Annotated in this window: 14 protein-coding genes and 1 pseudogene; all 15 read left to right on the forward strand. The window is 43.0% G+C overall.

What is annotated here, in order from left to right:
- The first annotated feature begins 189 nt into the window (after positions 1–189).
- The 15 genes and pseudogenes from ADI76_RS02655 to ADI76_RS02725 all read left to right on the forward strand — a co-directional run bounded on the left by ADI76_RS02655 (position 190) and on the right by ADI76_RS02725 (position 16,449).
- On the forward strand, positions 190–546 hold the full coding sequence (locus ADI76_RS02655) for a hypothetical protein (protein WP_049514572.1): 357 nt from the start codon (positions 190–192) through the stop codon (positions 544–546).
- Positions 547–821: 275 nt separating this feature from the next.
- Positions 822–1,757 carry a peptide-methionine (R)-S-oxide reductase MsrB gene (gene msrB, locus ADI76_RS02660; protein ID WP_049514574.1) on the forward strand — a complete coding sequence of 312 codons (936 nt, stop codon included), beginning with the start codon at positions 822–824 and terminating at the stop codon, positions 1,755–1,757.
- Between the two features lie 384 nt (positions 1,758–2,141).
- The gene (locus ADI76_RS02665) at positions 2,142–3,029 is read left to right on the forward strand and encodes a helix-turn-helix domain-containing protein (RefSeq protein WP_239683609.1); all 888 of its coding nucleotides are present in this window, start codon (positions 2,142–2,144) and stop codon (positions 3,027–3,029) included.
- 196 nt (positions 3,030–3,225) lie between these two features.
- Entirely contained in the window at positions 3,226–3,429 is a 204-nt protein-coding gene (locus tag ADI76_RS02670; RefSeq protein WP_080982772.1) for a hypothetical protein, read from the forward strand.
- Positions 3,430–3,622: 193 nt separating this feature from the next.
- The gene (locus ADI76_RS02675; RefSeq protein ID WP_049514579.1) at positions 3,623–4,966 is read left to right on the forward strand and encodes a CapA family protein; all 1,344 of its coding nucleotides are present in this window, start codon (positions 3,623–3,625) and stop codon (positions 4,964–4,966) included.
- 3 nt (positions 4,967–4,969) lie between these two features.
- Positions 4,970–6,634 carry a MutS-related protein gene (locus ADI76_RS02680; protein WP_049514581.1) on the forward strand — a complete coding sequence of 555 codons (1,665 nt, stop codon included), beginning with the start codon at positions 4,970–4,972 and terminating at the stop codon, positions 6,632–6,634.
- Positions 6,635–6,657: 23 nt separating this feature from the next.
- A complete protein-coding gene (locus ADI76_RS02685; RefSeq protein WP_049514584.1) occupies positions 6,658–7,374 on the forward strand; it encodes a DUF554 domain-containing protein in 717 nt (238 codons plus the stop codon).
- Between the two features lie 622 nt (positions 7,375–7,996).
- Positions 7,997–8,574: pseudogene (locus ADI76_RS02690) on the forward strand (HD domain-containing protein).
- A gap of 136 nt (positions 8,575–8,710) precedes the next feature.
- Entirely contained in the window at positions 8,711–9,559 is an 849-nt protein-coding gene (locus ADI76_RS02695; RefSeq protein WP_049514586.1) for an HAD family hydrolase, read from the forward strand.
- On the forward strand, positions 9,560–10,192 hold the full coding sequence (locus ADI76_RS02700; RefSeq protein ID WP_049514589.1) for an SGNH/GDSL hydrolase family protein: 633 nt from the start codon (positions 9,560–9,562) through the stop codon (positions 10,190–10,192).
- Between the two features lie 423 nt (positions 10,193–10,615).
- On the forward strand, positions 10,616–11,011 hold the full coding sequence (locus tag ADI76_RS02705; RefSeq protein ID WP_049514591.1) for a CopY/TcrY family copper transport repressor: 396 nt from the start codon (positions 10,616–10,618) through the stop codon (positions 11,009–11,011).
- Between the two features lie 18 nt (positions 11,012–11,029).
- On the forward strand, positions 11,030–11,401 hold the full coding sequence (locus ADI76_RS02710) for a cupredoxin domain-containing protein (RefSeq protein WP_049514594.1): 372 nt from the start codon (positions 11,030–11,032) through the stop codon (positions 11,399–11,401).
- A gap of 10 nt (positions 11,402–11,411) precedes the next feature.
- Positions 11,412–13,634, forward strand: a complete 2,223-nt coding sequence (locus tag ADI76_RS02715; protein ID WP_049514597.1) for a heavy metal translocating P-type ATPase — start codon at positions 11,412–11,414, stop codon at positions 13,632–13,634.
- Between the two features lie 632 nt (positions 13,635–14,266).
- Complete coding sequence (spxB, locus tag ADI76_RS02720) at positions 14,267–16,042, forward strand: pyruvate oxidase (protein ID WP_049514599.1); 1,776 nt, start codon at positions 14,267–14,269, stop codon at positions 16,040–16,042.
- 59 nt (positions 16,043–16,101) lie between these two features.
- Entirely contained in the window at positions 16,102–16,449 is a 348-nt protein-coding gene (locus ADI76_RS02725; protein ID WP_049514602.1) for a VOC family protein, read from the forward strand.
- The last annotated feature ends 179 nt before the right edge of the window (positions 16,450–16,628 follow it).

Here is a 16,628-nt window from a genome sequence, read left to right on the forward strand (position 1 = left end):
TCGTCGTCCCACCTCCGCACAGTTGAGTAGGGCTGTAAAAGCTGATGAAATCAGCGTAGTAGACCCACTCAACCACTGCGTCTTGCTCGACAATCTAGAAACAATTGAGAGGCTAGGACTTTTGTCCCAGCCTCATTCTGTTCCTAGTTTTAGGAATTTTCCATTTTTATAGAGAGAAAAAGGTGTACAATGGAGGTGAAAAGGAAGGTGATTGCTATGGAAGAAAGGGATGTGATTCAAGAGGCAAGGACGACGGTCAGCCTTCTTCAAACAGCCTTTTTGAAAGGATTCACCCCCAGTCCAGATGCCTTTCGATTTCGAGAAAATCTGGAGCAGATGTTGAAAGGTTTACGAAAGGCTAGGCGGGTAGACAATCGCTTGTTGATCGAGTTGGAAAAGTTTTATCAGACCGCCAGTCTATTGATTGGTCTGGGCGGGCTAGCATTGAACGAAGAAGCCTTTCAAGCTTGGCGAGCTTATGATCACTGGCATTATGAGGTAGTGAAGCCTCAGTTACAGGTCTACGGACCGACGGTGGTTTTGTAGTTGATACTAGCTTTGTGTTTGTCCACAGATATTCAGAGGAGGTGTTGGTCATGGTAGTTCTTCATGATTTTCTACATCAGTTAAGCATTTCGTTTTGGAATTTCTACTACTCGCTCTTTTTCTTATTTGAAAAATAAGAAGGATTGAATCCCTTTTACATATAGTAGAAGGGATTTTTGATGCAGAATCCTTGAAAATCTGAGGCTCTTGGATTATGATGGAGCTAATAGATAAGAAGTGTTCCTTTTAGGGAATGCGGAAAGCGAGGAAGAAAGATGGCAGAGATTTATCTAGCAGGTGGCTGTTTTTGGGGGTTGGAGGAATATTTTTCACGGATCCCCGGTGTAGAACAGACGACGGTGGGCTATGCCAATGGCCAGGTAGAAACGACCAATTACCAACTGATCAAGGAAACGGATCATGCAGAGACTGTTCAGGTTATCTACGATCCAGACAAGATCACTCTACGCGCAATTCTGCTCTACTATTTCCGGGTGATCGATCCCTTGTCCGTTAACAAACAGGGAAATGATCGAGGCCGCCAATATCGGACGGGTGTTTATTATACAGACGAAGCAGACCGTGAAGTGATCGCCCAAGTGTTTGCGGAAGAAGAGAAGCAACTGGGCCACAAAATCGCGGTTGAGTTGGAACCCTTGCGCCACTATATCTTGGCTGAAGACTACCACCAAGACTACCTCAAGAAGAATCCTGGAGGCTATTGCCATATCGATGTGACGGATGCTGAGCAGCCCTTGATTGATCCAGCAGCTTATCAGAAGCCAGATCAAGAAATCCTAAAGGCGAAACTGACACCAGAGCAGTACCAAGTCACTCAAGAAAGTGCGACGGAGCGTCCTTTCCACAATGCCTATGATCAGACCTTTGAAGAGGGGATTTATGTGGATATTACGACGGGGGAGCCTCTCTTCTTTGCCAAGGATAAGTTTGCATCTGGCTGTGGCTGGCCAAGTTTCTCCCGTCCCATTGCCAAAGATGTTGTCCACTATTACCAGGATCATAGCCACGGGATGGAGCGGATCGAAGTTCGATCCCGCTCAGGCAATGCCCATCTGGGCCATGTCTTCACCGATGGACCAAAAGACCAAGGAGGCCTACGTTATTGTATCAATTCAGCCTCGTTGCGCTTTATTCCAAAAGAAGAGATGGAGCAAGAAGGTTATGGATATTTGTTAAAAGCTTTGAAATAATAGAAAAAGCATCTTAGAAACTTTCCTTAGGTGAGTACGGACGTAAGCGAACTTCATAGAAGTTCCATGACTTAGTTTTGAACCTAAGGTTTCAAAACTCCCGTGTGCCTGAAACAATTATGTTTCAGGCACTTTTCTCACAGCGGAAAGTTTCAGTAGATGCTTGCAACAGTTGAAAATCGTGATGATGTTTTCTGCAATACCACTTGGGTTGCCTTAGGTAAGAAAAAGATCCACATTCTGAGAGACAGAAGCCACTTTTATAAATAAGGAGCGTGATTTTCAAGTTAGGATGCTTTTTAAGGAGAATATGAAAATGTTTTCGTTATTCTACCAAAATATGTGTTAAAATTAGTATAATATTTAATATGTAGAGATGTACTGATGATGAAAGATTTAAAAAAAGAGATTGGGAAAAAAATAAAATCTACACGACTAGATAGAAAATCTACACAAGCAGATATTTGCGATGATGAATCTGAATTGACTATTCGGCAATTAGCCCGAATTGAGAATGGTCAGGCTATGCCAACTGTACCCAAATTAATATATTTAGCGAAAAAACTGAATGTCGAAGTTCAGTATTTTGTTGATATTGACAAAATTGAAATACCAAAAGATTATCTAAGGTTAAAGAAAGAATTGGTAGATAGTCCGACCTATGCGGATCGAGAACGAATTGAGCGGAAACAAGCGATTTTAGAAGAAATTGGGGAATGTTACTACGATCGTCTTCCAGAGGATGAACAATTACTTATAGATGTGATTCAAGCGCGTCTAGATATTTATAATAGTTCTGATGTGAGATATGGTCTTGCTCTTTTAGAAGAATACTTTCAACAAATCTTAAAGAAAACAATTTATACGGTTAATGACTTGTTAATTATCGAACTCTACTTTTTTTGCTGTGCTGTAGGATTAGAAGATAAAAGGTATTTTCAGGAGTTGGCTGATAAAGTAATGCTTGACATAGATTATAGGGACAAGGAATACCTGACACAGTTGGAAAAAATATTGCTTGTTTTGCTAGCTCAGTTGGAAGAAAAATGTACGCTTAAATATATTCAAACTTTCGAAGATGTAATTGATAAGACGAGACATGTTTATTACAAACCTCTTATTTATATGTTTAAAGCAAAATATATGCTCCATGTGGAAAAGAGCAAGGAGAAATCTGAGGAGTTGTATGGAAAGGCAATTACATTTGCTGAATTATTGGATGATGAAGTGCTGGTACAAAGATTATTAGAAGAAAAAAAGAACGATTTTTAGCAACCCGACGTTTAAGTCATGTTGCTTTTTTCATTTTATGTTAGACTGAAATCATAAAAAAGGCAAAGATATCAGAAAACTTTATTTCCTACAGTAGGATATATAACTGTTTGTTGAATCGGTATATTTTGGATGTTGTAGGACGATTTTTTAGTTGATTCATTTCCCAAACATTCGTTTTATAGAAAAGGAGTTTATGATGAAAAATAGAAATTTATGGCGAACGATTTTTGCGCTTTCGGCTTTGGTGACTCTAATTGGATTAGGATTTATTGCCTATAATCATTTTGTATTTCATCAACCTTTTATGAATCGGACGACAAAAGGGTTGCTTTCGGCCTTTTTCCTAAGTCTTGTCATGGTTGCGATTAGCTTGTCCAAATCAAACGATAAGAAGTGATTTGCGACCATTTATATGAATCAATCAACTGTGCAAGAGCAGGACGATGAAGCGTTTCTAAACAATGGCGCTTCTGTCCTGCTCTCTTTTTTCTCTTCTTAAAAATTGTGATACAATGAAGAGAAAGTATTTCAATGACAGCTCCATCTGTTGGTGGAGCATTGGAGAAACTAGGTAGGAAGAAGAGGTAGGAATGTTAGAGAAGTGGGAGAATGTGAAAGGGACCATCAAAACGATGGGAAAAGAGTTGTCAGCGGCCTTTGATTGGGCTTTTGATCGTCTCTTTTCAAGGATTGAGCTGACCAATGAACAGTTTGTCTATGTTCTCTTGTCCATCGTTTTTATCGTGGCCAATGCCATCTTGTGGGTGCAAAAGTTCCAAGGCTTTCCGATCACCGCAACCGAACGGCCAGAGGTTGTGTACAAGGCCAAAACACCGGCTGATCAGATCCCTCATACAGCGCGGATCATGGCGAATGGAGACCAGCTCTATCATGATCTGGTTTATATGAGTGCACAAAAGGAAGACGGAAGCTATGATTTTCATGAAAATTATGAGTATGTCAAACCCTGGCTACAAAAAGCGGATCTAGCCTTGGGTGATTTTGAGGGAACCATTAACCCGAATTACTATTTGTCAGGTTATCCTCTCTTTAATGCACCAAGCGAAGTCGTACCAGCCATCAAGGATGCTGGTTATGATGTCATGGATTTGGGACACAACCATATCTTGGATTCAGGTCTAGAAGGGGTCTATTCGACAGCTAAGGCCTTTGAAGATGCAGGTATCACACCTGTCGGTGTCTACACGCATGAAAAGAGAGGGCAAGCTCCCTTGGTGATCAAGGAAGTGAATGGCATCAAGATTGCTATTCTAGCCTATGCTTACGGCTTTAATGGGATGGAAACGACCCTCACTCCAGAGGAGCAAGCAGATGTCTTGTCTGATCTGGATGAAGAGCGGATGAAGGCGGAGATCCAAAAGGCAGAGCAAGAGGCCGATATCACCATTGTCATGCCCCAGATGGGAATCGAGTACCAGTTGGAGCCGACAGAAGAGCAAAAAGAGCTCTACCATAAGATGATTTCATGGGGAGCTGATCTTGTCTTTGGCGGACATCCTCATGTTGTAGAGCCTGCTGAAGTGGTCAATAAAGATGGTCAAAACAAGCTCATCATCTACTCAATGGGGAATTTCCTGTCCAATCAGCGTCTGGAAACCATGGGGGACGTGGAGACTGCCCAATGGACAGAGCGAGGAGTCTTGATGGATGTGACCATCGAAAAGGTTGGTCGCAAGACAAAGATCAAGACGGCTACTGCTCATCCAACCTGGGTCAGTCGAACTCCGAAGGGAACCTATTCTCCTGAAGGCTATGAGTTGTACAAGTACCAGACCTATATTTTGGAAGATTTTATCCAGGGTGGCAAATACCGCGACAAGCTGGATGAGGAGACCAAGGAGAGAGTGGACACGGCTTACCGAGAAATGAAGGAACATGTTCACTTGGATTGGCCTCAGAGTGGAAAGGAATAGAGTATGGAAGGAAATGTGAACTGGATTCCGCTTGGGATTCTAGGATTGATGGTGGTAATTTGGGCAACCAAATTTCTGACGGCCATCCGCCTCAAGCAAAAGCTGAAAAAAGCTTGGGATGGAGCACCTTTCTTTCGTAAGAAAGACACGGAAGAAAGTTTGATAGACAGTCTGGCTTATCCAGCTAAGGGAAGGACGATCGATAGCCAAGTGGATGATCAGACCTGGCATGATTTGGCTTTGGATGCGGTCTTTGATCAGCTCAATTACACCCAATCGAGCCTTGGGGCAGAAGCTCTCTATCAAAAAATGCGCCTGCTGGAATTCCAGCCTCAGGATCAGCTTCATGACTTAGAAGCCTTCTTTGAAGAGCATCCTGATTTGCGGCTCAAGGTCCAGGTCATTTTCAACCAACTGGGCAAGAAGAACCACAATATGGCGCGTAGCATTGTCGCAAATCCTGGCAAGCATTATGCAGGTTTGCCCCTCTATATAGCCTTGGCCTGTCTTCCAATCCTCTGTCTCTTTGTCATCCCCTTTGAGCCGGTTGGGGCGATTACCCTCTTGGTGATCAGTGTGGTCTTTAATATCGTCTTTTCAAGTTTGCGCAATTGGTCCAATAAAATCCGTCTGGACAATGTTAGTTATCTGGTCCGCATCTTTGCTTCGGCAGAACGCTTGAGCCATCTAGCCTTGTCACAACAAGAAGAACTCAAGCAGGCGGTCAAACCCTTTAAGAAAACGCGGATCCTTGCCAGTGTCTTGCAGAGTCCAACGGGGACCTCTGAGATGGAAATTATTCTCCTCTACCTCAATGTCCTCTTTTTACTCCCGCAGATCGCCCAGGTTTATATTTACAATCAGGTGAAGGCTCATCAAAAAGAGGCCCAGAAACTTCTGGATCTGCTAGGGGAGATGGAAGTCGCTATTAGTCTCTTGCGCCATAAGCGGGATCTAGAAGTGGTCTGTCAGCCAGTCTTTACAGAGACGGGTGGGATTGAAGGTGAGACGCTCTATCATCCCTTGCTGTCCAATCCGATTGCAAATGATGTGCATTTTCAAAAAAATATGGTCATCAGTGGGGACAATGCGTCTGGGAAATCGACCTATTTGAAGACCGTCGCTATCAATGCTATTCTGGCTCAAGGGCTGGGCTTTGCCTATGGAGAAACCTTGGCCCTGCCTTACGGTCATGTCCTAACGGCTATGGATGTAAGCGATGATATTGAAGTTGGAGATAGCTACTTTATCACTGAAAGTAAAGCTATTTTGCGTATGATTCAGCATTTGAAAGAGCCAGGTTTTCACTACTTCTTTATTGACGAGCTCTTTAAGGGGACCAATACCATCGAGCGGATCGGATCAGGCCTTGGAATTGTCCGCTGGCTGGCTGCCCAAAACTGTCTCTACATGATTTCCAGCCATGATATTGAGCTGGTCGCAGCCTCCGGTGAAGTCAATGATAATTACCATTTTGACAGTCGCTATGTGGATGGCAAGATCGTCTTTGACTACCAGATCAAGCCAGGGTCAGCAGTGACCAAAAATGCGGTCAATACTCTAGAAAGCTTGCATTATCCAGAGGAGATTACGCAAACAGCCAAGGACTTGATTGACCAGTATGAAGAGACGGGGCACTGGTCTTTGAAAGAAATTGAAAAAGAATGAAAAATGAACGAAGGAGTTTGTAAATGATCGGTTTAGGCACCTTTTATAATGCCTTAGGAGTTGTATTTGGAGGGCTTTTAGGACTGCTCATCGGTCAACGTTTATCAGAAGATTTTCATGAGACCCTTCTGAAAGTGACAGGAGTTGCTGTTTTTGTCTTGGGCATCGCAGGGACCTTGGAAAAGATGCTGGTGGTGCATGGAAGTCATGTGGAGAGTCACGGCAGTATGATGTTGATTCTGAGTCTAGTAATCGGGTCCGTTATCGGGGAACTCTTGAAGATTGAGGAGGGTTTTGAGCGCCTGGGAACCTGGCTGAAGGAAAAGACGGGCAACCAAGGCGATTCCAGCTTTGTTGATGCCTTTATGACCACGGCCTTGACCATTTGTATCGGGGCTATGGCGGTAGTCGGAGCTGTCCAAGATGGCTTGACAGGTGACACTTCGACCTTGTTGGCCAAGGCTATTCTGGATATGGTCATTGTTCTGGTCTTGACTGTTTCGAAAGGAAAGGGTGCCATCTTTGCGGTGGTTCCACTCGTGATCTTTCAGGGGGCGATTACGCTGTTGGCCCATTTGATCGCACCGATCATGACCCCACAAGCGCTGTCGAATCTCTCACTGGTCGGCTCCAGCCTCATTCTCTGTGTCGGGATCAACCTCATCTGGGACAAACGAATCAAGGTCGCCAATCTCCTTCCAGCAGTGCTGATTGCCATTATTTGGGCCTTTGTTGGGTGAAAAATAGAAGCTAAGCAGTAGCTTCAGATTTAAGACAAAGACATATTAAAAACTTTCCTTAGGTGAGTACGGACGTCAGCGAACTTCTACGAAGTTCCATGACTAAATTAAGATACAGAGGGCGTCTGCGGATAAAGTCAAAATAGGAAGTTTGACGCAGAATCTTTCGATTCTAGGAGAACTTATCTTTTTGACACAATCCGCAGCCCTTGTTCAATTTGTATTGAGCCCCTTAGCTCTTTAATTTCTGGGCTCAGGCTAAAACAGTTTCCCAAACTGTTTTACTCTCAATAATTCCGAGTGCCTGAAACTTTTTGTTTCAGGCACTTTTCTCACAACGGAAAGTTTCGGTATTTTCTTAAATCGATTTTAAAATTTGAACTCATTTTTATTTCTTTTGCAGAATCGCTTAACTTATTTTACTTTTAAATAGTTTGTCTCATTCTAAAGCTAACCGGCAAAGATAGGTTAGCTTTTTTACTTGTCCTTGTAGTCTTGTTAGAAAAATGAAGATGCTCCGAAAAGGAGAGAGTTTTCTTTTTGCAAATACGGGAATTCATTTATGGAAAACCTGATTTTTGGTATGATAGTCGTAATTTCGAATAGGGAGGTTGGAGTCGCCATGAGTGATTTGAATCAGACAGTTGAATTTATTAAAGAAATCGAGAAATTAAAGTCGGTAACAAGGTTTAATAGAACCCTTGATGGACGGTTTGAAAATAGTGCCGAGCATTCCTGGCAGGGTGCGATAGCTGCGATGGTTTTACAAGATTATTATCCTGAAAAATTGAATATGGAAAAGGTCATGTTTCTGTTATTGATTCATGATTTAGGTGAGATTTATGCCGGAGATACTTGGGTGTTTGATGATGAAAAAAGGTTCATGCTCATGATAGAGAGCTAGCATCTATAGAAAAAACAATGAGCCTCCTTCCAGAAGCAACATATTTGAATACGAAAAATTCGTGGTTGGAGTTTGAAAAAGGGCAGAGTCCTGAGGCAAGATATGCAAGAGTGATTGATGCATTGGTACCACTGATCAATCACTTGGAAGTGTCAGAAGTAAATTATAATCCCGATCATATCCGTTCAGAGATGGTATTAGAAAAGAAAAAATTTATAAAAAGTGAGTCCAAAGAGTTATGGAAACTGACGGAAGAGTTGGTTCAGGAAAGTGTAGAAAAGGGATTATATTTATGATATCACTTGGTCTTTAGTATCAACTTTCAGACTAAAAGTAAACCACCTGTTTTCACAGGTGGTTTTGACTTGCTTGATCTGTGGTATAATGGGAACAGATAGTTTGCACCCTATGAAAGGGAAAAGGTTAGATTGTATGATTAAGTTGATTGCAACAGATATGGATGGAACCTTATTAGATGAACGAGGAGAGGTGGACCTTCCGCGTCTGGAAAGGCTTTTGGACCACTTGGATCAAAAAGGGGTTCGCTTTGTCATTGCGACGGGAAATGAAATTCATCGCATGCGCCAGCTCTTGGGTCCCTTGGTCAAGCGGGTGACCATGGTCGTCGCTAACGGAGCTCGGATTTTTGAGAATGACCAGATGGTTCTAGGAAAATTCTGGGATCGAGAATTGGTGGAGGCGGTCCTTGCCTATTTTAAGGGACGGGAAATTTCAGATCAGTTGGTTGTATCAGCTGTCAATGGGGGCTTTGTCAAGGAAGGAACGGTCTTTACAGAAGTTGAAAAATTCATGCAGCCGGAAGTGATTGAAGCCTTGTACAAGCGGATGAAGTTTGTTCCGGAATTGACAGCCGATTTGTTTGACCAGGTGCTTAAAATGAGCTTGGTGGTTGGCTTGGATCGTCTTGATCAAGTGAGTCGGGAAGTCCAACAGGCTTTTGGAGATCAGCTCATGGCGGTTTCGAGCGGTTTCGGGAGCATGGATCTCTTGCAAGCAGGCATTCACAAGGCTTGGGGACTGGCTCAATTAATGGAGAAATGGAAGCTTGATGCTAGTCAGGTTATGGCCTTTGGGGATAGTGGAAACGACATCGAAATGCTTGAAATGGCTGGTCACTCCTATGCGGTGGCCAATGCAGAAGAAGCTGTCAAGGCGGTCGCTACGCACTCAGCACCGAGCCATCAAGAAGGCGGTGTCTACCAAGTGATCGAAGAGTATCTAGGACTGACCCCCTGGGAACAAGTGAAAGGAAAGAAGTAGATGGCGGTACAACTGTTAGAAGACTGGCTCTTAAAGGAGCAGGAGAAAATTTTAACAACCTATCGGGAGCTCAATCAAGCCCCTCTGAAGGAGCCTGGTTTGATCTTCATCGGAGACTCCATCGTAGAGTATTTCCCCATTCATGAACTATTACAAAGTCCCAAACACATGGTCAATCGAGGAGTGCGAGGCTATAAGACGGATCTCCTTCGTAAGCATCTAGATGCCCATGTTTTTGGAACGGCGGTGGATCAGATCTTTCTCTTGATCGGGACCAATGATATCGGAAAAGAAATTCCTCAAAAGGAAACCTTAGACAATATAGAAGCGGTCTTACAAGCAATCATGCGGGATTTTCCGCTGACCCACATCAACCTGATCTCGGTTTTACCGGTGAGTCAAGAAGAGCGCTACAAACAAAAGGTCTATGTGCGGACCAATGAAAAAATTCAAGCCCTCAATCAGGCCTATCAAGAATTGGCCCAAGCCTACCACCAGGTCAGCTATGTCGATGTGTATTCGTCTTTATTGGATGAAGTGGGGCAGTTAGCAGAAGCCTATACGACAGATGGTCTCCATCTAAGTGTGGCCGGGTATCGCATCCTAGCCCAAGCTCTGCATGAGATAGTATAGAGATAAAAATAGGGAGCGAAAAAAGCCCAACCAGACAAATCTTCAAAGGAAGCTTTCAGATTGAAGATAAAGTCCTCTTAGAAACTTTCCTTAGGTGAGTTACGGACGTCAGCGAACTTCGTAGAAGTTCCATGACTTAGTTTTGGACCTAAGGTTCCAAAACTCCCGTGTGCCTGAAACATAATTGTTTCAGGCACTTTTCTCACAGCGGAAAGTTTCAATAGATGCTTTGATGGTTCTTATAATTGAAATTATTTCTATTTATTTTTAGAGCTCTTTAGATGATTTTTTGTAAAAACGGATTGTCTACCTTCCCCTATTTCCAAGAGGAAATTTTTTTATCTTTTTAGGTTGACAAATGTAAATCTTAGGTGTAAAATAGCATCATAAGGTTTACAAATGTAGATTTTGAAAGGAGAAACCATGCAAATTTCTAATGCGGAATGGCGCATCATGAAGATTATCTGGATGGAAGGTAAGCAGACCAGCACGGATTTGATCGCCGTCTTGTCCGAGCGCTTTGACTGGTCGAAGTCAACCATCAAGACTCTCTTGACCCGCTTGGTGGAAAAGGGATGCTTGACTAGAGAAAAAACAGGCAAGGCCTTTGTTTACTCGGCTTTGTTGAAGCAGGACCAGAGTTTAGACTTGGTGGTTGAGGAGGTGAAAGACAAGGTTTGTTCCAAAAGGATTGTTCAGGTGCTTGAAAACTTGATTCAGGCGAGTGACTTTACGCTTGCAGATCTTAATCAGCTGCAGCAGGTCCTGGAAGAAAAGAAAGCAGAGGCTGTCGAAACAGTCCCTTGCAATTGTATGTAATAGAAAGAAGGAAATTCCATGTTTGGATTGTTAATTAGTATTGTTTGTTTACTTTTGGTTGCTTTTATTGCTTGGTGGTTCTTTGCAGAGCATGAAAAGGTAAGCGGCCAAGCTCGTCAGAAATCAGGTTATCAAGAAATTGAAGTCGAAGTCATGGGGGGCTATTCGCCTGAAACCATTGTCCTGAAAAAAAATGTTCCAGCCCGGATCATCTTTAATCGCAAGGATCCATCTTCATGTCTGGCTCAAGTGATCTTTCCAGATTTTGGCGTTCATGAAGATTTGCCTTTAGGTGAAAAACATGTCATTGAAATTACGCCAGAAAAAGCGGGCGAATATGGGTATTCATGTGGAATGAACATGATGCATGGTCACATGATTGTGGAATAAAGGAGTAGGTATGGTAGAAAAACAAAAAGCAGTTGTGGAAAACGGAGTGCAAAAGATCCGTATTACAGCAGAAAAGGGCTATAGTCCCAAAGAATTTCAACTTCAAAAAGGGATCCCTGCTGAAATCACCTTCCATCGGGTCAATCCTTCCGGCTGTTACAAGGAAATTTTGTTTGAAGATCAGGGGATTTTAGAGCCTTTGGAAGTCGGTGTGGATAAGGTGATATCCTTTACCCCGACAGAAACAGGGGACTTCGAGTTTTCATGTGGAATGAAGATGCAAAAGGGTTCCTACACGGTTGTGGAAAAACGCCGTCGTGTCTTAAGTTTACGGGGTCGCTTTTGGATTACTAGTATCTTTACCCTTCCTTTATTGATCTTGATGATTGGGATGTGGACAGGATTTGTCTCCCATTCAGTCAGTCGCTGGGGGACTTTTCTAGCGACAACGCCGATCATGTTGGTAGCAGGAGTACCTTTTATCAAGAGTGCCTGGGCCTCATTCAAGAAGCACCATTCCAATATGGATACCTTGGTAGCTCTTGGAACCCTGGTAGCCTATGTCTATAGTGTTTTTGCCCTTTTTACTGGTCAGCCAGTATACTTTGAGGCTGCGGGTTTTATCATCTTCTTTATCCTCTTAGGGCAAATCTTTGAAGAACGGATGCGTAACAATGCCTCCGAGGCTGTGGAAAAGTTGTTGGATTTGCAGGCAAAAACGGCTCAAGTTCTCCGTGATGGGAACTATGTCGAGGTGGCGGCGGAAGATATCCAAATTGGTGACTTGATTCGGGTCCGTCCTGGGGAAAAGATTGCGGTTGATGGGACGATTGTAGAAGGAAGTACGACCATTGATGAGTCGATGGTGACAGGTGAAAGCTTGCCTGTGGAAAAATCAGTTGGTGATGCAGTTATCGGCTCCACTATCAACAGCAATGGGACCATTCTCTTTAAGGCTGAAAAAGTCGGTAGTGAGACCCTCTTATCTCAAATTGTGGACTTTGTCAAAATGGCCCAATCCAGTCGTGCTCCTATTCAAGATTTGACGGATAAGATTTCAGGTATCTTTGTTCCAGTGGTGACGATTTTGGCCATTGCGACTTTCTGGGTTTGGTCCGTGCTTCTGGGCGCGTCGCTTCAAGAGGCCATGCTCTATGCAGTCTCTGTCCTCATTATTGCCTGTCCTTGTGCCCTTGGTTTAGCAACTCCAACAGCTCTGATGGTCGGAACCGGCCGTAGTGCCAAGATGGGGGTTCTGATTAAAAATGGAACAGTTCTTCAAGAAGTGCAAAAGATTCAAACCGTTGTGTTTGATAAGACAGGGACTATTACCATTGGCCAACCACTTGTAACCGATGTTGTAGGAGATGAAGCGAGTGTCTTGACACTGGCTGCTAGTCTCGAAACTTTTTCAGAACATCCACTAGCCCAAGCGGTGTTATCCCAAGCAGAAGAAAAAGGTTTGGTGTTATCCCCTGTGGAAAACTTCCAAGCGATTGAAGGAAAAGGGGTCCAAGGTCAGATCGACCAGCAGTTGGTGACCTTGGGAAATGGCAAACTTCATGACGGGACAGCGATGGATCCGGAGCTTGAAAAACGGATGGTAGAGTTGCAAGAGCAGGCCAAAACAGTGATCAGTTTGTCTGTGGATGGGCAAGTGATTGGCTTGATTGCCATTCAAGATGCTCCGAAGGCCAGCTCAAAAGAAGCGATCAAAAAGCTCAAAGAACGGGGCTTGAAAACGGTCATGTTAACGGGGGATAATGAACGGGTGGCCCAAGCTATTGCTAAGCAAGTGGGAATTGACACCGTCATTGCTGATGTCCTTCCTCAAGAGAAAGCTAGCGCCATCCAAAAACTGCAAGAAGCTAGCAAGGTCGCCTTTGTTGGAGATGGGATCAATGATGCTCCAGCTCTCTCGATCGCGGATGTGGGGATCGCTATGGGATCTGGAACGGATATTGCGATCGAGTCCGGTGGCATCGTGCTCACGCAAAATGATTTGCTTGGCGTTGTGCGTGCCTTTGACATGAGTCAAAAGACCTTCCACAGGATCTTACTCAATCTCTTCTGGGCCTCTATCTACAATATCCTTGGGATTCCAATTGCTGCTGGAGTCTTTGTAGGACTGGGATTGACCCTTAATCCAGAACTAGCAGGTCTTGCTATGGCCCTTAGTTCTTTGTCTGTTTTGACTAGCTCGCTGCTTCTCAATGTTGCGAAAATTGATTAATGGGAACAAAAAGTGATACACATATCACGTAGAGTGAAGATAAAATCTTTCCTGAGATTTTCCTTAGGTGAGTACGGACGTCAGCGAACTTCTACGAAGTTCCATGACTTAGTTTTGGACCTAAGGTTCCAAAACTCCCGAGCGCTAGAAACACAGTTGTTTCTAGCGCTTTTCTCACGGCGGAAATTCTCAGGATATATTTAAATAATGAAAACAATAGGGAAGTACTTTTATTTTTACAGAGTTTTCTTATTTTATATTATTTTATATAAAAAATCATTTTTATACGTTCGGAGTGCTACAGCATGCTGTAGCACTTTTTTATCTTTCCTTACAGCTCTAAGGGAAAAGAGGGGGTATTAAATTATAGTAAAATACCCTATTGTAGGATAGTTTGTGAAAATTTCTCAAAAAGAGCATCTGTTATGGAATAGGGATTGAGCATCTCTGAGCAGATTCTTATACATGTGAATCTCTTTGTGATAAATTAATACTGTAATCGTTTTGTAAATCGTTTTCATGAGAAATGTCAGAAAAAACTCATTTTCAAAACGAAACCTGATCGCAAAGATGGAGTAGAAGCGCTATGCTACATTTTTAAAGGATCAAAATAGATTTAAAGGAGAGTTAGAATGACTCAAGGGAAAATTACTGCATCTGCAGCAATGCTTAACGTATTGAAAACATGGGGCGTAGACACGATCTACGGGATCCCATCAGGAACACTTAGCTCATTGATGGACGCTTTGGCTGAGGACAAAGATATCCGTTTCTTGCAAGTTCGCCACGAAGAAACAGGTGCTCTTGCAGCGGTTATGCAGGCTAAATTTGGCGGATCTATCGGTGTTGCAGTTGGTTCAGGTGGACCTGGTGCAACTCACTTGATCAACGGTGTTTACGATGCAGCTATGGATAACACTCCATTCCTTGCTATCCTTGGATCACGTCCAGTTAACGAATTGAACATGGATGCCTTCCAAGAATTGAACCAAAACCCAATGTACAATGGTATCGCTGTTTACAACAAACGTGTAGCTTACGCAGAACAATTGCCAAAAGTCATTGACGAAGCTTGCCGTGCTGCCGTTTCTAAAAAAGGTCCAGCTGTCGTTGAAATTCCAGTAAACTTTGGTTTCCAAGAAATCGACGAAAACTCATACTACGGTTCAGGTTCATACGAGCGTTCATTCATCGCTCCTGCTTTGAACGAAGTTGAAATCGACAAAGCTGTTGAAATCTTGAACAACGCTGAACGTCCAGTTATCTACGCTGGTTACGGTGGTGTGAAAGCTGGTGAAGTTATTACTGAATTGTCACGTAAAATCAAAGCCCCAATCATCACAACTGGTAAAAACTTCGAAGCGTTCGAATGGAACTACGAAGGTTTGACAGGTTCTGCTTACCGTGTTGGTTGGAAACCAGCCAACGAAGTGGTCTTTGAAGCAGACACAGTTCTTTTCCTTGGTTCAAACTTCCCATTTGCTGAAGTTTACGAAGCCTTCAAGAACACTGAAAAATTCATCCAAGTGGATATCGACCCTTACAAACTTGGTAAACGTCACGCCCTTGACGCTTCAATCCTTGGTGATGCAGGTCAAGCAGCACAAGCTATCCTTGATAAAGTAAACCCAGTTGAGTCTACTCCATGGTGGCGTGCAAACGTGAAGAACAACCAAAACTGGCGCGATTACATGAACAAACTCGAAGGTAAAACTGAGGGTGAATTGCAATTGTATCAAGTTTACAATGCAATCAACAAACATGCTGATCAAGACGCTATCTACTCAATCGACGTCGGTGACACTACTCAAACATCTACTCGTCACCTTCACATGACACCTAAGAACATGTGGCGTACATCTCCACTCTTTGCGACAATGGGTATTGCCCTTCCTGGTGGTATCGCTGCTAAGAAAGACAATCCAGATCGCCAAGTATGGAACATCATGGGTGACGGTGCATTCAACATGTGCTACCCAGACGTTATCACAAACGTTCAATACGACCTTCCAGTTATCAACGTTGTCTTCTCAAATGGTAAATATGCCTTCATCAAGGACAAATACGAAGACACAAACAAACACTTGTTTGGTTGTGACTTCCCTAATGCCGACTATGCGAAAATTGCTGAAGCGCAAGGTGCTGTAGGGTTTACAGTTGACCGTATCGAAGATATCGATGCAGTTGTTGCAGAAGCTGTTAAATTGAACAAAGAAGGTAAAACTGTTGTGATCGATGCTCACATCACTCAACACCGTCCACTTCCAGTAGAAGTACTTGAGTTGGATCCAAAACAACACTCAGAAGAAGCCATCAAAGCCTTCAAGGAAAAATACGAAGCTGAAGAGCTCGTGCCATTCCGCCTCTTCTTGGAAGAAGAAGGATTGCAATCACGCGCAATCAAATAATTTCCCTCGTGGAAAATAAAAAGATCGGAGCTATCCGGTCTTTTTGTGGAGGATAAGAAATGAATTTAAATCAATTAGATATTATCGTTTCAAATGTTCCCCAAGTCTGTGCTGACTTGGAGCATATCTTGGATAAAAAGGCAGATTATGCTGATGATAGTTTTGCTCAGTTCACGATTGGCAGTCACTGTCTCATGTTGTCAGAGAATCATTTGATACCTTTGGAAAATTTTCAGTCAGGAATCATTCTTCATGTCGAGGTTGAGGATGTAGACCAGAACTACAAACGGTTGAAAGAACTTGGTATCCAGGTTTTAAACGGCCCAGTTGTAACCGATTGGGGAACCGAAAGCTTGCTAGTTGAAGGCCCTGCTGGTCTAGTGATTGATTTTTATCGTATGAAATAGGAGGCGTGGTCATTTAACTTCAACCTTAGCTATTCTTAAAATAGAATTTGAGAAAATGAACTATAGAAAAGATCGGAGCCATCTGGTCTTTTTTATTAAAGACAAAATCTTCTTTTAAACTTTCCTTAGGTGAGTACGGACGTCAGCGAACTTCTACGAAGTTCCATGACTTAGTTTTG

This window comes from Streptococcus parasanguinis (assembly GCF_001074805.1).
GTDB lineage: Bacteria > Bacillota > Bacilli > Lactobacillales > Streptococcaceae > Streptococcus > Streptococcus parasanguinis_A.

Excerpts from the sequence above, each read along its gene's own strand:
- ADI76_RS02670 (WP_080982772.1), top strand. The coding sequence starts at position 3,226 with ATGATGAAAAATAGAAATTTATGGCGAACGATTTTTGCGCTTTCGGCT.
- ADI76_RS02715 (WP_049514597.1), top strand. The coding sequence starts at position 11,412 with ATGGTAGAAAAACAAAAAGCAGTTGTGGAAAACGGAGTGCAAAAGATC.
- ADI76_RS02675 (WP_049514579.1), top strand. The coding sequence starts at position 3,623 with ATGTTAGAGAAGTGGGAGAATGTGAAAGGGACCATCAAAACGATGGGA.
- ADI76_RS02700 (WP_049514589.1), top strand. The coding sequence starts at position 9,560 with ATGGCGGTACAACTGTTAGAAGACTGGCTCTTAAAGGAGCAGGAGAAA.
- ADI76_RS02695 (WP_049514586.1), top strand. The coding sequence starts at position 8,711 with ATGATTAAGTTGATTGCAACAGATATGGATGGAACCTTATTAGATGAA.
- ADI76_RS02655 (WP_049514572.1), top strand. The coding sequence starts at position 190 with ATGGAGGTGAAAAGGAAGGTGATTGCTATGGAAGAAAGGGATGTGATT.
- ADI76_RS02680 (WP_049514581.1), top strand. The coding sequence starts at position 4,970 with ATGGAAGGAAATGTGAACTGGATTCCGCTTGGGATTCTAGGATTGATG.
- msrB (WP_049514574.1), top strand. The coding sequence starts at position 822 with ATGGCAGAGATTTATCTAGCAGGTGGCTGTTTTTGGGGGTTGGAGGAA.
- ADI76_RS02685 (WP_049514584.1), top strand. The coding sequence starts at position 6,658 with ATGATCGGTTTAGGCACCTTTTATAATGCCTTAGGAGTTGTATTTGGA.
- ADI76_RS02710 (WP_049514594.1), top strand. The coding sequence starts at position 11,030 with ATGTTTGGATTGTTAATTAGTATTGTTTGTTTACTTTTGGTTGCTTTT.
- ADI76_RS02725 (WP_049514602.1), top strand. The coding sequence starts at position 16,102 with ATGAATTTAAATCAATTAGATATTATCGTTTCAAATGTTCCCCAAGTC.
- ADI76_RS02665 (WP_239683609.1), top strand. The coding sequence starts at position 2,142 with ATGATGAAAGATTTAAAAAAAGAGATTGGGAAAAAAATAAAATCTACA.
- spxB (WP_049514599.1), top strand. The coding sequence starts at position 14,267 with ATGACTCAAGGGAAAATTACTGCATCTGCAGCAATGCTTAACGTATTG.
- ADI76_RS02705 (WP_049514591.1), top strand. The coding sequence starts at position 10,616 with ATGCAAATTTCTAATGCGGAATGGCGCATCATGAAGATTATCTGGATG.